Raw genomic sequence first — 14,681 nt, 5'->3', positions numbered from 1 at the left:
TGTTGGGGGGGGGGGGGCCGGGTGGTGGGTGGGGGGGGGGGGGGGGGGGGGGGGGGGGGGGGGCCCCCCCCCCCCCGCGGGGGGGCGGGTCAGCCCTGGGCGGGCGCGGTGACGGTGTAGGCGGCGTCCAGGACGACGGCGCCCTCGGGCAGCACCCGCACCGGGTTGAGGTCCAGCTCGAAGCCGTCCGGCCAGGCGGCGACCAGGTCGGCGACGCGCTGCAGCAGCTCGGCCATGGCGTCCTTGTCGGCCGCCGCGGTGCCGCGGGCGCCGTCCAGCAGCGGGGCGCCGCGCAGTTCGGCCAGCATCCGCGCCGCCTCGCCCGGGGCGAGCGGCAGCAGGCGGTGGCTGACGTCGTCGAGGATCTCGGCGAAGATGCCGCCCAGGCCGACGGTCAGCACGGTGCCCAGCGGGGTGCTGCGGGCGCCGACCAGCAACTCCACGCCCTCGGCGACGAGTTCCTCGACCAGCACGGTGCCGCCCAGGGCGGCGAGGTCCTGGAAGGCCTGGGCGGCCTGCTCAGTGGTGACGCCCACCTTCACGCCGCCGGCCTCGCTCTTGTGCAGCAGGCCCGGGACGACGGCCTTGGCCACGGCCCGGCCGCCGACCTCGCGCACCGCCTCGACGGCGTCCTCGGCGGTGGTGACGGTGCGTCCGCGCGGCACCGCGATGCCGGCCTGGGCGAGCAGCTGCTTGAGCTGCGGCTCGCTGGCGCCCTCGGCCGGGGCCGGGGTGGCCGCGGCGCTCTCCTGGGCCTGCGCCCGCGGGCGGCTGACCTGCCACAGGTTGGCGGCCGCGCGCAGCGCCCGGGCCGGGGTCGGGAAGTCGGGCAGCTGGGCGGCGCGCATCTGCTCGGCGGCGTCGGGGGCCAGGAAGTCGGCGGCGGTGCGGGCCACGAACACCGGCTTGCCGCCCTTGCGGGCGGCCTTGGACAGCGCGGTGACGGCCTTCTCGACGTCGGGGCCGGCCATGACGCAGAAGCAGGCGAGGATGATGTCGACCTCGTCGTCGGCGATCAGCACGTCCAGCGAGCGGTCGAACAGCGTCGGGTCGCTGAGCACGGTGGCGGTGATGTCGACCGGGTTGTCCACCGAGCCGAACGCCGGGACGATCTCGGCCAGCGCGGCGGTGCTCTCCGGGGAGAGGCGGCTGAGCTCCAGGCCGGCGTCGATGGCGTCGGCGGCCAGGATGCCCGAGCCGCCGGAGGTGGTGACCACCGCGACCTTGGGGCCCTTGGGGCGCAGCGGGAACTCGAAGGCCTGGGCGGTGTCGAGGAGTTCGTCGATGTCGTCGACGCGGGCGATGCCGAGCTGCTTGAGGGCGGCGTCCAGGACGCGGTCGTCGGTGGACAGGGCGCCGGTGTGGGAGGCGGCGGCGCGGCTGCCGGCCTCGGTGCGGCCGGACTTGAGGAGGGCGACGGGCTTGCCGGAGTCGCTGAGGGCCTTCAGGGTGGCGATGTCGGGGATGTCCTCGAGGTAGCCGACCAGGCCGGTGCACTGGGGTTCGTCGGCGAGTTCGCGCAGCACCTCCAGGGCGGTGACGTCGGCGTCGTTGCCGGTGCTGACCACCCAGCCGGGGCGCAGCCCGCGCTGGAGGGCGAGGCTGGCGGCGCCGAAGCCCAGGGCGCCGCTCTGGCTGACGAAGCCGAGGGTGCCGGGCTCGAAGGGGACGTCGTCGGCGCCGAAGAGGGGGCTGAAGGTGGCCAGGACGCGGGTGTTGTAGCTGACGGCGCCGATGCAGTTGGGGCCGATCAGGCGCAGTCCGCCGGCGCGGGCGGTGGCGACGATCCGCTCCTGGAGGGCGGCGCCCTCTGGGCCGGTCTCGGCGAAGCCGGAGGAGGCGATGACGGCCAGCGGGACGCCGGCGGCCACGCAGTCGTCGACGGCGCCGGCGACGCGGTCGGCGGAGACCATGATCAGGGCCAGGTCGACCGGGCCGGGCACCTCGCGCAGGCTCGGGTAGGCGGGCACGCCGAGGATCTCGCCGCCGCGGGGGTTGATGGGCAGGATGCGGCCCTTGTAGCCGTAGCGCAGGAGGTAGTCCATGGGCTTGCGGCCCAGGGCGCCCTTGCGTTCGGTGGCGCCGATGACGGCGATCGAGTCGGCGTTCCACAGCGCTGATATCGCGCTCATACGAGAGCCTCCTGGGCGCCGGCGGGGGCGCGGGTTTCGGGGGTGAACAGGGCGTGCAGGGCCTCGACGTAGACGTCGCCGTCGGGGGCGGCGGCCAGTTCGCGGGCGCGGACGGTGGGTTGGTGGAGCATCTTGTCGACGATGCGGCGGATGCTCTGGGCGACGGCGTCGCGGGCGCCGTCGTCGAGGGCCTCCAGGCGGCGGGCCAGCCGGTCGAGTTCGGCGGTGGTGGCCTCGGCGGCGCTGGTGCGCAGGGCGGCGAGGATGGGGGTGGCGCGGGCGGCGCGCTGGGCGGCCTTGAAGGTGTCGACCTCGGCGTCGACGATGCGGTGGGCCTCCTGGACGCTGGAGACGGACAGTTCGTCGTCGCCGCCGTCGCGGGCGATGCGCTGGAGGTCGACCAGGACGGTGCCGGGCACCTCGCCGGCCTTCGGGTCGATGTTGCGGGGCAGGGCGAGGTCGAGCAGGTAGAGCTCGCGTCCGGCGCGCCGGGCCATCGCCTGGGCGACCTGGTCGTGGGTGACCAGGGGTTCGGTGGCGGCGGTGCAGCTGACGACGACGTCGACCTCGGCGAGCAGCCGGGGGATCTCCTCGAGCGGGTAGCCCTGGCCGTCGGCGGTCTCGGCCAGGCGCTGGGCCTTCTCCGGGGTGCGGTTGGCCATGTGGATGGTGGTCAGGCCGGAGCGGCGCAGGGCGGCCAGGACGACGCCGCCGAAGGAGCCAGCGCCGATGACCAGGGCGGTCTTGCCGTCGAGGGAGCCGACGGTGCGTTCGAAGAAGGCCAGGCCGGCGGTGGCCAGGGAGCGCCCGGCCTCGTTGAGGCCGGTCTCGTTGCGGGCGCGCTTGCCGGTGCGCAGGGCGGCCTGGACGGCCTTGTTGAGGCCGGCGCTGGTGGCGCCGGCGCGCTGGGAGCGGTCGAGGGCCTCCTTGATCTGGCCGAGGATCTGGTCCTCGCCCAGGACGACGGAGTCGAGGCCGGAGGCGACCTGGAAGAGGTGGCGCAGGGCGTCGTCGGCGGTGCGCACGTACTGGTAGGGGGCGATGTCCTCGGCGTCGACGCCCGTGTGGCGGGCGATCAGGTCGCTGAGGGCGGGGGCGGGGTCGTCTCCGGGTGTGGTTTCGAGGTAGACCTCGAGCCGGTTGCAGGTGGACAGGACGACGGCGTTGCCCAGGCCCTGGGTGTTGATCTCGCTGACGAGGTCGTCGAGGGGGTTGGGGGTCTCGTAGAGCTGTTCGAGGAGCTCCAGGGGGGCGGTGGCGTGGCTGAGCCCCACCGCGACGAGGGTGCTGCTCTCGGGAGTCGGTCGTTGCACGGTATTTCACACCTCAGTAGTCCGACGGGGCCCGGCCGGGGCGGGGCCCGGCCGGGGCGGTGACGGCCCGTCGGCCGGCCGTGGCGCGGCCGACGGGTGTCGTCTCGGTGCGGGGGGCTCAGGCGCCCAGGCGCGGGGCGAACTCGGTGGCCCAGTAGGTGATGATCTGGTCGGCGCCGGCCCGGTGGATGGACAGCAGGCTCTCCAGGACGGACGCGTCGCGGTCGAGCCAGCCGTTGGCGGCGGCGGCCTCGATCATGGAGTACTCGCCGGAGACCTGGTAGGCGGAGACCGGGACGTCGACGCGGTCGGCGATCATGCGGACGATGTCCAGGTAGGCCATGGCGGGCTTGACCATCACCATGTCGGCGCCCTCGGCGAGGTCGAGGGCGACCTCGCGCAGGGACTCGCGGATGTTGCCGGGGTGCTGCTGGTAGCTGCGCCGGTTGCCTTCCAGGCTGGACTCGACGGCGTCGCGGAAGGGGCCGTAGAAGTGGGAGGCGTACTTGGCGGAGTAGCCGAGGATGGCGACGTTGCCGTGGCCGGCGGCGTCCAGGGCGGCGCGGATGTGGCGGACCTGGCCGTCCATCATGCCGCTGGGGGCGACGATCTGGGCGCCCGCGTCGGCCTGGACGACCGCGGCCTGGGCGTAGAGCTGGACGCTGGCGTCGTTGTCGACGTCGCCGTCCGGGCCCAGGACGCCGGTGTGGCCGTGGGTGGTGTACTCGTCGAGGTTGATGTCGCCGATGACGACGGTGGCGTCGCCGACCTCGGCGGTGACGTCGCGCAGGGCGATCTGCAGGATGCCCTCGGGGTCGAGGGCGCCGGTGCCCTGGGGGTCCTTGTGCTCGGGGATGCCGAAGAGCATCACGCCGCCGACGCCGGCGCGCACGGCGTCGTTGGCGGCCTTGCGCAGGGAGTCGCGGGTGTGCTGGAAGACGCCGGGCATGGAGGGGATCTCGCGCGGCTCGGTGAGGCCCTCGCGCAGGAAGAGCGGCTGGATCAGGTTGCTGGCGTTGACCTGGGTCTCGGCGGTGAGGCGGCGCAGGTGGGGGGTGCGGCGCAGTCGGCGGGGGCGGTGCAGCGGGGCGCCGGCCGGGGTGCTGAACGGGGAGGGGCCGAGGATCGACTGGTGGTTGCTCATGGCGGGTCGGTGCTCCTTAGCGGGGCTGGTCCTTGACGGGGCTGGATGGTGGGGCTGGATGGCGGGGCGGGGCCTCGGTGGGGTCGGGGCCCGGTGGAACGGGGTGGGGACGGGGTGGGGCGGGGTGGGGCGGGGGTGGGGACGGGGTGCGGGCGGGGTGCGGGCGGGTCTCAGAGGGTGGAGCCGAGGAAGACCTTCTCCAGGTGGTGGGTGATCTCCGGGTCGGGCCGGTGGAACCAGTAGCCGGCCCGGGAGCGGTTGAAGATGCCCAGGCGCTGGAGGGTGACGGACAGTTCGGCGAACTTGACGGCCAGGCCGGCCGGGTCGACGACGGGCAGGCCGTGCAGTTCGCGGATGCCGCGGTTCCAGAGGATCTCGTTGGGGATGCCCTCGGCCGGGATGATCACCTCGGCGCCGGCCTTGGCGGCGCGTTCGGCGGCCTCGGTGTAGGTGGTGAGGAACAGGTCGTCGTCGCCCTCCAGGGCGCGGTGGACGCCGTCCCAGCCGCCGGGGACCACCTCGTAGCTCGCGAGGGAGGAGTCCAGGCCGTAGCGGGTGATGTTGGCGCGGATCGGCTCCTGCAGCGGCGGCATGAAGCCGAGCAGGCCGAAGCGGTAGCCGGACATCGCGGAGAGGTGGAAGGCGGTCTCGCCGTAGCCGAGGGTGGGGATGGCGGCCAGGTGGCGGGCGTCGCGCAGGCCCGGGTCCTGGCCGGCGGCGACCACCCAGGCGTCGTAGCCGGCGCGTTCGGCGGCCACGGCGCTGTGGGCGAAGTGCTCGCTGAAGAGCACCTGGGCGGCGTGGTGGCCGACCAGGCCGAAGGGGGTGTTGGAGGGGTAGGTCTGGGCGGGCAGGGTCTTGATGTCGATCTCGGTGTCGGGGCCCTTGATGGCATCGAGGTGCTCGCGGTACCAGGTGTCCAGGAGCGGCAGGCGCCCCTCGACGGTGTGTTTGTGGAACCAGATGCGCACGTGTCTCATCTCCTGGGGTCACGGGGACGGCGGGGAGGGGTGGGGGTGGCGCGGGCGGGTCAGTGGATCGGCTGCGGACGGGGGGCGCAGTCGAGCAGGGACGCCTTGATCAGGTACTCGGTGGTGCGCTCGGGGTCGGCGGCGGTGCGGCCGATGTCGTCCAGGGCGCGCTGCAGGGCGGTGGTGTCGTCGAGGCCGGCGGTGCGGGCCTCGCTGCGGGGCAGGACGGCGTCCAGGACGGCGGCGCGGCGCTGGGCGGCCGTGGTGGTCAGGGCGGTGTCGGGCAGCCAGCCGCCGTGGACGCCGGCGAGGGTGCGGCCGTAGGCGACGGCGTCGTGCAGGCCGCAGTTCATGTTCATGCCGCCGGCGGTGGAGGTCAGGTGGGCGGCGTCGCCGGCGAACAGCACCCGGCCGGCGCGGTAGTCGGGCAGGACGAAGCGGGCCAGCCGGTAGGTGTGGGCGTCGGTGACGCGGACCCGGTCGGCGACGGCGGGCAGGGCGCGGTGCAGGAGGTCGCGGACGGCGGCGTGGTCGGCGGCGTGTTCGCGGTCGGTGGTGCGGGGCATCCGGAAGATCAGGCGCCAGTGGTCGGGCATGCCGAGGATGCTGAAGGACTGGGCCGGGTCGCGGACGTAGGCCAGCGGGGCCAGGCCGGGGATGAGGGCGTCCAGCGGGGTGTCGGTGACCACCCGCAGGGCGTAGGAGGGGTAGGGGCTGGCCTCGGAGGGCAGTTGGAGGGCGGTGCGCACCAGGCTGCGGCTGCCGTCGGCGGCGACCAGGTGGTCGGCGTCCAGGGGTTGGCGCAGGCCGCCGCGGCCCTGGGTCCACAGCCGTACCGCGTCGCCGTGGGGGCGGACGTCCAGGACGGTGGTGCCGAAGTGGACCTCGGCGTGGGGGTGGGTGGCGAGGGCGTCCAGGAGCAGGGGGGTGAGGCGGGACTGCTCGACGTGGACGCGGTAGGGGTGGCGGGTGTGGCCGGCCAGTGGGGCGTAGGGCAGTTGGTGGATGACCCGCTGGTCGAGGGTGCGCCACTGGATGTGCTCCACCCGGCGGCCGGCCGCGACGAGGTCCTCGGCGACGCCGAGTTCCTCGAGGAGGTCGAGGGTGGCGGGGTGGAAGGTGGAGGCCTTGGAGGCGGTGGAGAGGGCGGGGGCCTGTTCCAGGACGGTGACCGGGACTCCGGCGCGTGCCAGGACGAGGGCGGTGGTGAGGCCGACCGGGCCGGCTCCGACGACGACGACGGGCCGGCGGGCGACGCTCACGCGGTGCGGCCCGCGGCCTGGACCGCGAGGCGGTTGAGCTGCCAGGGCTGCTCGGTGACGCCGGCCGGGGCGCCGGTGTGCTTGTACGCCCAGCGGGCGGAGCAGATGTTGGACGTCAGCAGGACGCGGTCGTTGCCGGTGCCCAGGGTGTGCAGGGCGTCGAAGGTGAACATGCCGGTGCCGGTGAACAGCAGGGCGGCGTCGTCGGCGATGCCGGCGGCCTCGACCTGGCGCACCAGGTCCTCGGTGGTGACGTCGTAGGGGGAGAACCGCTCCCCCGCCTGGATCGGCAGCACCCGCGAGACCTTGAGGCCGGCCTGCTCCCAGTAGCTTCGGGAGAGTTCGGTCAGCCACGGCTCGTACGGGGAGACCAGGACGAGGTCGGTGATGCCGAGGTCGGCGCAGGTGTCCAGGGTGGCCAGGGTGGAGGAGGTCACCGGGTAGCCGGCGCTCTCGCCGAGCTGGTCGCACAGGCGGCGGTCGCCCTGGGGGTCGAGCAGGTAGTGCGATCCGCTGCAGGCCACCACGGCGGCGTCGAGGGCGAGCTTGCCGAAGGTGCTGAGGACCTGCGGGAGGATCTCGTTGTAGGTGTCGAGACGCTCGCGCAGTCCCTGGCCCGGCAGTTGCGGGAACCGGGCCGTGTGCACGTTGGCGGTGGGGCGCATCAGGTGGGCGATCTCGGGCTCGGCCGCGGCGTTGCCGGAGGGGACGACGACGCCGACGCGCGCGGCGGAGTGCAGGGACATGACGGGACCTCATTCAGCGGTGGGAGATGCGTCCGAAGGGCTCGGGCCCTGGCGCGGGAGGTGTCCGCGCCCTTCCTGGGCGGCCGGTGCAACACTAGGAACGCTCCGCTGGGGAGGCACTACGGAATTACGCAGTCAGCAGTTCGGGGCGGATCGGCAGGCGGTGGACGGTGGCGCCGTGCAGGGCGTTGGCCAGTTGGGCGCGGCGCTGGATGGACAGCTTGCGGTAGATGCGGGTGATGTGCTGCTCGACGGCGCGGCAGCCGACGCCCAGGCGTTCGGCGATGGCCTGGTTGGTGTGGCCGTCGAGCATCAGCTGGGCGATGCGGCTCTCGTGGGGGGTCAGCGGGCCGTGGCCGGCGCTCTTGTCCTCGGTCTCGGGGCGGCCGGTGAGGGCGGGGTGACCGAAGGCCAGGTGCCACTGGCGTACGTGGGAGCGGGCGACCAGGCTGTGGCGGGCCAGCGGGTCGGTGCGCAGCAGGCGGTGCAGGGAGACCTCGTCGGAGACGTTGAGGACGAGGAGTTCGCCGCCGTCGCCCTCCCAGGTGCCGCCGCCGATGAGCAGACCGCGGGCCTCCAGGCCGTGCAGGAAGCCGCGGTGCTGGGTCCAGGCCTGGTGGGTGCTGGTTCCCTCGCGGAAGGTGCGTTCGGCGATGTACGGCATGAGGGTCTCCGGGTGTGCTGGCGGGGCGGGTCGGGGGTGGTCATGGGTCGGGCCCGGGGAAGGTGGTGGCCTTCCCCGGGCCCGGGTGGGGGTGGGCGGGTTATTCGGCCGGGACGGCGGCGGGGACGGGCGTGGCCGTGGCGGCGGGGGCCGCGGCGGGGGCGGCCGGGGTGGCGGCCGGCTGGGGCTTGCGGCGCAGCAGGACGGTGGCGCCCAGGACGGCGGCGGTGCCGGCGATGACGGTCCAGCCCAGGGGCTCGCCGAGGACGAGGCCGCCGAGGATGACGGAGACGACGGTCATCAGGTAGACGACGGTGGCGGAGGCGGCGGGGCCGTCCTTGGTGATGATCATGGTGTTGAGCAGGACCGCGAAGCCGGTGCACACGATGCCGAGGACGATCAGGGCGATGGTGGCCTTGGCGGTGGCGTGGATGGCGGGCAGGCCCAGGAACGGGGCGGCGATGGCGCTCAGGACGGCGGCGGTGGACAGCTGGCTGCCGGCGAGCATGAACACCGGGATCTTGCGGGGGGCCAGGAAGCGGCCGACGTAGGCGAAGCTGGAGCCGAAGCTGATGGCGCCGACGACGCAGCAGATGAGGCTCTCGGTGGTGACGTGGGTGTCGTGGCTCCAGGGGGCGGAGACCAGGACGACGCCGAGCACGCCGAGGGCGATGCCGCCGATGCGGCCCAGGCCCAGGCGCTTCTCGGAGCCGAGGGCGACGGCCGCGGTCATGGTCCACACGGGTGCGGTGCCGCTGAGGATGCCGGCGATGCTGCTGGATCCGGTCTGCTCGCCGTAGGCGAAGAGCAGCCAGGGCAGGACGTTGCCGAGCAGGGCGGCGACCAGGATGTGGCCCCAGGTGTCGCGACCCCTGGGCAGGCTCTGCTTCTTGGCGAAGCCGATGCCCAGGACGACGATGGCGCCCAGGACGAGCCGGGCGAAGACCATCTCGACGGGCGAGAACCCGTCACCGGCGACCTTGATCCAGAGGAAGACGGATCCCCAGACGAGGCTGAGCACGCTCAGACGGATCAATGCGGCCTTCGACATGACATTCCCTCTTCTCACACACGCCCCGGCATGGTGGGGATCCGGACGGGGATCCGTTCCGGGCACGGCGGATCGCGGGAGGGCAGGCGTGGCTGCTCCCGGACTTGCCGTGTGGGAGGGGTTCCGCGGGGACGTGGTCGCGGGCCCTTGTGAGTAAGAGCGTCACATCCGCGTCCCTGCGGCGTCCATCAAACTCTGCTACCGATGATCTTGAAGTGGGGGCTTAAGCGTCCTGGTCGGCGGCGCGCAGGGCGTTCGACTCCTCGGCGGCGGCGGTCTCGCGCAGGGCGTCCAGGACGGCGGCGATCTGCGGGACGCGCTGTTCGCCGCGGCGTACGGCCGCGAACACCCGGCGGCTGGGCGCGTCGGTGAACTCCCGTACCACCACGCCGTCGCGGGCCACCGGGCGGGCCAGGCGGGGCACCAGGCTGATGCCCAGGCCCGCCCGTACGGCGGCGAAGGTGGCCTCCCAGTCGCCGATGGCGTGGGTGGCCTGGGGGACGAAGCCGGCGGCCGCGCAGGCGGCCAGCGGGATCTCCTGGCACATGCCGACGGTGGCGAAGATCCAGGCCTCGTCGGCGAGGTCGGGCAGGCCCAGGGTGGGGGCGTCGATGAGGGGGTGACCGGTGGGCAGGGCGACGTCGAAGATCTCGCGCATCAGCGGGACCTTGTCGAAGCGGGCGTCGTGCGCGGGGGCGTCGGGGGCCTCCACCGCGATGGCGACGTCGGTCTCGCCGCGGGAGAGGCGCTCGAAGCTGTCCGGCGGGTCGACCTCGGCCAGTGCGGTGCGCAGCCGGGGGTGGGTCTGCTTGAGCAGGCCGGCGGCGGGCAGGATCAGCGGGGCCAGGGTGGTGGCGAAGCCGGCCACCGAGACCTGGCCGGCCTCGCCGTCGCGCTGGGCGGCGAGGTCGTCGTAGAGGGTCTCGATGGTGTCGAAGATGCGGGTGGTGTGCTGCAGGACCAGTCGGGCCTGGGCGGTCAGGCGCAGTCTGCGGCCCACCGGTTCGGTCAGCCGCACGCCCAAGTCCTTGCTGAGGGCGGCGAGTTGCTGGGAGATGGCGGAGGGGGTCAGGTGCAGGGCGGCGGCGACGGCGCTGACCGTGCCGTGTTGTTCGAGTTCGGCGAGGAGCTGGAGTTTGCGCAGGTCCAGTTCGCTGGGGTGCCGCAGGCGTCCGGGGGCTGATTCCATGTCAGGGCACAACGTCCGGTGGTGGGGCCGCTGTTCCGGGTGGGCAGGCGCGGTCGCCTGCCCGCCCGGTTCGGCGGCGGGGTGCGGGATCAGGCGGGTTTGACGGTGCCGGTGGCGAGGTCGACGACGTCGCGGGCGAGGAGCTCCAGGGCGGCGAGGTCCTGTTCCTCGCGGCGGCGGGTGCGGGCCTCGCCGGGCATGGTGGGGTCGAGGACGACGTTCTCGACGCCGAGGTCCGTCAGCAGGGTCAGGTCGGAGCGGATCTCCTCGGGGGTGCCGATGCCCATCACCCGTTCGCGGCCCAGCGGCCGGTCGGTGAGGCGCAGTTTGATCCGCGGGGCCAGGGCGGGCACCGGCAGGTCGAGTTCCTTGGCGGTGGCGCGCAGGGCCGGCAGGCCGATGTTGACCAGCCATTCGGCGGTGACGGAGGTGGGGTGCCAGGCGTCCCCGTAGCGCACCGCGCGGCGCAGCGCCCCGCGGCTGTGGCCGCCGACCCACACCGGCGGGCCGGCGGGCTGGACGGGCAGCGGGCCGGTGCTCAGGTCGGTGAAGGAGACGTAGCGGCCCTGGAAGGAGGCCCGCTCCCCCGCCCAGCAGGCCTTGATGGCGGCGAGGTACTCGTCGCTGCGGGCACCGCGCTGGTTGTACGGGACGCCGAGGGCGGCGAACTCCCCCGGTGCCCAGCCGGCGGCGACGCCGAAGGTGAAGCGGCCGCCGCTGAGCTGGTCGATGTTGGCGACGGTGCGGGCGACCAGGAGGGGGTGTCGGTAGGGCAGGATCGCCACCGTGGTGCCCAGGCCGATGCGGGTGGTGGTGCCGGCCAGCCAGGCCAGCACGGTGAACGGGTCGTAGAAGGGGGCGGCGAACAGCCGCTGGACCTCGGGGGTCAGGGCGACGTGGTCGGAGACCATCAGCTGGTGGTAGCCGAGTTCCTCCAGCCGGGCCGCCCACCGGCTCATCCCCTGGGGGGTGGCCGATTCACCGTAGTTGGGGACGTTGACGCCGAACTTCACCGCGGCCTCCGGGAGATGGACTGAATGGGGTGGACGGCCTCCGGGCCGGCGGGGCGCAGCCGTAGCGCGGCCGTGTGGAGGAGGAGGGAGCCCAGTGCGCCGGCGGCTGCCAGGACCGGGAGCAGACGGACGTCGGTGCCGGCGGCCAGGACGGCTCCGCCGGCGGCCGCGCCCACGGCGCCGCCGAGGTAGGTGGCGGAGCTGTTGAGGGCCAGGGCGCCGGCCCCGGCGGTGGGGCCGAGGTCCAGCAGCCGGTGCTGCTGGGGCACCACGAAGGCCCAGCCGGCCGCGCCCCAGACGAACAGCAGCGGCAGGGCGGCGGCGCCGGGCGCCGCGGCCAGGGCCAGCAGAGTCAGGGCGAGGACGACCAGCAGGATCGCGGCGACCCGGCCGGGGCGCCCGAGGCGGTCGAGCAGCGGGCCGATGCCGATGCTGCCGATGACGCCGCCCAGGCCCCATAGCCACAGGCCCAGGGTGGGCGAGCCGGCGTGGTGGGCGTTCAGCAGCGGCACCAGGTAGGTGTACAGGCCCAGGCTGGCCACGGTCTGGCCGAAGGTGGCGGCGACGGCCAGGCCCACCCGGGCGTCGCGCAGTTGTTCCGCGCGGGCGCGCAGGCCGGGCATGGCGGCGCCGTCGACGCGCGGCAGCCACAGGGCGGTGCCCGCCCAGGCGACCGCGCCGAGGGCGGTGACCAGCCAGAACGCGACGCGCCAGCCGAGGTGTCCGGCGAGCAGGAGTCCGGCGGGCACGCCCAGGACGGTGCCGGAGCTGAGGCCGCCGAGCACGATGGCCAGGGCGCGGGCCCGGCGTTCGGGACCGGCCAGGGCCGAGGCGGCGGTGGCGGCCACCGGCATGAAGACGCCCGCTCCGGCGCCGGCCACTCCGCGCAGCACCAGCAGCACGAGCGCGGAGGGGGCCAGGGCGCTGGCCGCGTTGGCGAGGGTGAAGACGCTCAGGGCCGCCAGCAGGACGGTGCGCACGTTCCAGCGGCCCAGGGCGGCCCCCAGCAGCGGCGCCAGCAGCGCGTAGCAGAGGGTGAAGGCCGTGACGAGCTGGCCGGTCTGCGCCATCGACCCGTGCAGGTCGTGGGAGATGTCGGGCAGCAGGCCGGCCGTCAGGTAGGCGTCCGTGCCGATGGACAGCGCCCCCAGGCCGAGCAGTAACGCGCGGAACACGCGACCTCCTTGGTTCGGTGCAAGCCCGGCCGCCGCGGGTTCCTGCGGACCGGTGCCGGGCTTCGTGGATCAGCCTGTCCCAGCCGGGCCCGCCGAAGCGCACCGGGACGGGTCGGCTGTTCGGGATCCCGCACCGCCGGGCGGCCGGGCCGGCTCCCGGCGCCGGAAGCTGTCCTAGCTTCGAGAGCGAAGGCAGTCGGAGCAGTTCGCTGCCGACGCCGCGCCCGACCGCGGACACAACTCGGCTACGGAAGGACCCCGCAATGCTGGACCGTGCGCTCGCAGACTCGTGGTTCCCCTCGGGCCTGCCGGAGGTGCAGGAATGGGAGGAGCGCTACCCGGAACGTGACCTCGCCCCGGGGGCCGAGGTGACCCGCTTCGCCCCCAGCCCGACCGGCTCGCTCCACCTCGGTGGGCTCTATGTGGCCCTGCTGTCCAGGGAGTTGGCCCGCCAGACCTTCGGGACGTACCTGGTACGGGTGGAGGACACCGACACCGGCCGTGAGGTCGCCGGGGCGGCGGAGGCCTTCGCCGAGGCGTTCCGCTACTTCGACCTGGTGCCCGACGAGCTGGAGGGCAGCGGGGCCTGGGGGCCCTACCGGCAGTCCGAGCGGGAGGACGTGTACCTCAGCTACGTGAGGGAGTTGGTGCGCCAGGGGCAGGCGTACCCGTGCTTCTGCTCGGCCGAGGAGCTGGCCGCCAACACCGCCGGGCAGCAGCAGTCGCGCTCCCCGCTGGGCTACTACGGCAAGTGGGCGCGCTGCCGCGGGCTGGGCGCCGAGGAGGCGGACCGGCGGATCCGGGCCGGCGAGCCGTTCACGGTGCGCTTCCGCTGCCCGGTGGGGATCCCCGGGCGGGTGCGCTTCCAGGACCGGCTGCGCGGCTCGCTGACCATGCTGGACAACGGCAACGACGTCGTCATCCTCAAGTCGCCCCAGCAGGGCCGCAGTCTGCCGACCTACCACTTCGCGCACGTCGTCGACGACCACCTGATGCGGGTGACGCTGGTGGTGCGCGGCGAGGAGTGGATCTCCTCGCTGCCGCTGCACCACCAGCTCCACAAGGCGCTGGGCTTCAAGCCGCCGCGGTACGCGCACATCGCGCCGCTGATGAAGGTGGAGGGCTCCAGCCGCCGCAAGCTCAGCAAGCGCAAGGACCCGGAGGCGGGCGTCGCGTACTACATGGCCGCGGGCTACCCGGCGGCGGCCGTACGGCACTACCTGCGGGGGCTGGCCAACAACCGGCTGGCCGACCTGCCGGTGGACAAGGCCGCCCAGCAGGCGCTCGCCCTGGACGAGGCCGGGCTGTCGGGCGCCATGGTGGACCTGGCCAAGCTGCGCTCGGTCAGCCGCGACCACATCGCCTCGCTGCCCTCCGAGCAGGCCCTGGAACTGCTGGAGTCCTGGGCGTGCGAGTACGACCCGGAGCTGGCCGGGCAGTTGCGGGCCAACCGGGTCCTCGCGCTGGGGGCGCTGGAGCTGGCCGGGGCGGGCGGGGGACGCAAGGACCTGGCGTGCTGGAGCGAGTTCCGGGCCAAGTTCGGCTTCGCCTTCCCGGGGCTGCACACCCCGGTGACCCGCGTCGACGACGAGCGGTTCGCGCCGCTGCGGCCCGACTGCGTCGCCGATCTCGCCGACGCGCTGCTGCGCGAGTACCGGCACGCGGGGCCCGACGAGCAGTGGCTGGACCGGCTGCGGTCGGTGGCCACCGACTACGGCTTCGCCACCGACTCCCGCTCCTACCGCGCCGCGCCGCAGGACTTCCGCGGCTCGCTCAAGGAGGTGGCCAACGTGCTGCGGGTCTGCCTGACCGGCTCGCGCAACAGCCCCGACTTGTTCCGGGTGGCCCAACTCCTCGGCGAGGGCGAGGTCCTGAGTCGGCTCCAGGGGCTGCGCAGCGGCGCGGCGGTACCGGAACTGGTCTGACCGGGCCGGACCTGGCCCGACCTGATCGGACCGGACCCGGCGGCCGGACCGGACCCGGCGGCCGGGGCGGGCGCGCCGTTGTGGGGCGGCGCGCCC

12 protein-coding genes are annotated in these 14,681 nt (G+C 74.2%); 1 reads left to right on the top strand and 11 read right to left on the bottom strand.

The genetic code is table 11. The features are described 5' to 3' along the window. Positions 1 to 89: 89 nt before the first annotated feature. From ACFWIS_RS19260 to ACFWIS_RS19210, 11 genes are all read right to left on the bottom strand, one after another. Entirely contained in the window at positions 90 to 2,132 is a 2,043-nt protein-coding gene (locus tag ACFWIS_RS19260) for an acetate--CoA ligase family protein (RefSeq protein ID WP_380462366.1), read from the bottom strand. Further along, a complete protein-coding gene (gene hemA, locus ACFWIS_RS19255; RefSeq protein WP_380462367.1) occupies positions 2,129 to 3,445 on the bottom strand; it encodes a glutamyl-tRNA reductase in 1,317 nt (438 codons plus the stop codon). The genes ACFWIS_RS19260 and hemA overlap by 4 nt, the downstream gene beginning before the upstream one ends. A 118-nt stretch (positions 3,446 to 3,563) precedes the next feature. After that, positions 3,564 to 4,589, bottom strand: coding sequence for a porphobilinogen synthase (hemB, locus tag ACFWIS_RS19250; RefSeq protein ID WP_380462368.1), 1,026 nt, complete (start codon positions 4,587 to 4,589; stop codon positions 3,564 to 3,566). 170 nt (positions 4,590 to 4,759) lie between these two features. Beyond that, positions 4,760 to 5,569, bottom strand: coding sequence for an aspartate/glutamate racemase family protein (locus ACFWIS_RS19245; protein WP_380523923.1), 810 nt, complete (start codon positions 5,567 to 5,569; stop codon positions 4,760 to 4,762). A gap of 50 nt (positions 5,570 to 5,619) precedes the next feature. After that, positions 5,620 to 6,822 carry an FAD-dependent oxidoreductase gene (locus ACFWIS_RS19240; RefSeq protein ID WP_380462370.1) on the bottom strand — a complete coding sequence of 401 codons (1,203 nt, stop codon included), beginning with the start codon at positions 6,820 to 6,822 and terminating at the stop codon, positions 5,620 to 5,622. Beyond that, complete coding sequence (locus ACFWIS_RS19235; RefSeq protein WP_380462371.1) at positions 6,819 to 7,568, bottom strand: arylmalonate decarboxylase; 750 nt, start codon at positions 7,566 to 7,568, stop codon at positions 6,819 to 6,821. The genes ACFWIS_RS19240 and ACFWIS_RS19235 overlap by 4 nt, the downstream gene beginning before the upstream one ends. 127 nt (positions 7,569 to 7,695) lie before the next feature. After that, complete coding sequence (locus ACFWIS_RS19230) at positions 7,696 to 8,232, bottom strand: LuxR C-terminal-related transcriptional regulator (protein ID WP_380462372.1); 537 nt, start codon at positions 8,230 to 8,232, stop codon at positions 7,696 to 7,698. 100 nt (positions 8,233 to 8,332) lie between these two features. Next, positions 8,333 to 9,283, bottom strand: coding sequence for a DMT family transporter (locus tag ACFWIS_RS19225; protein ID WP_380462373.1), 951 nt, complete (start codon positions 9,281 to 9,283; stop codon positions 8,333 to 8,335). Positions 9,284 to 9,506: 223 nt separating this feature from the next. Then, positions 9,507 to 10,472: a LysR family transcriptional regulator gene (locus tag ACFWIS_RS19220; protein WP_380462374.1), complete on the bottom strand. Its 966-nt coding sequence runs from the start codon at positions 10,470 to 10,472 to the stop codon at positions 9,507 to 9,509. Positions 10,473 to 10,561: 89 nt separating this feature from the next. Continuing rightward, positions 10,562 to 11,485: a TIGR03619 family F420-dependent LLM class oxidoreductase gene (locus tag ACFWIS_RS19215; protein WP_380462375.1), complete on the bottom strand. Its 924-nt coding sequence runs from the start codon at positions 11,483 to 11,485 to the stop codon at positions 10,562 to 10,564. Then, positions 11,482 to 12,660 (bottom strand): MFS transporter, encoded by a 1,179-nt coding sequence (locus ACFWIS_RS19210; protein WP_380462376.1) that lies wholly within the window; start codon positions 12,658 to 12,660, stop codon positions 11,482 to 11,484. Before ACFWIS_RS19210 ends, ACFWIS_RS19215 begins: the two co-directional genes overlap by 4 nt. Before the next feature lie 263 nt (positions 12,661 to 12,923). Between ACFWIS_RS19210 and ACFWIS_RS19205 the strand changes: the two genes are divergently transcribed. Then, positions 12,924 to 14,585: a glutamate--tRNA ligase gene (locus tag ACFWIS_RS19205; RefSeq protein WP_380462377.1), complete on the top strand. Its 1,662-nt coding sequence runs from the start codon at positions 12,924 to 12,926 to the stop codon at positions 14,583 to 14,585. Positions 14,586 to 14,681 lie beyond the last annotated feature (96 nt).

The sequence above is a fragment of the Kitasatospora sp. NPDC127060 genome, from assembly GCF_042724935.1.
Lineage (GTDB): Bacteria > Actinomycetota > Actinomycetes > Streptomycetales > Streptomycetaceae > Kitasatospora.
This window is presented reverse-complemented; position numbering and strand designations above follow the sequence as displayed.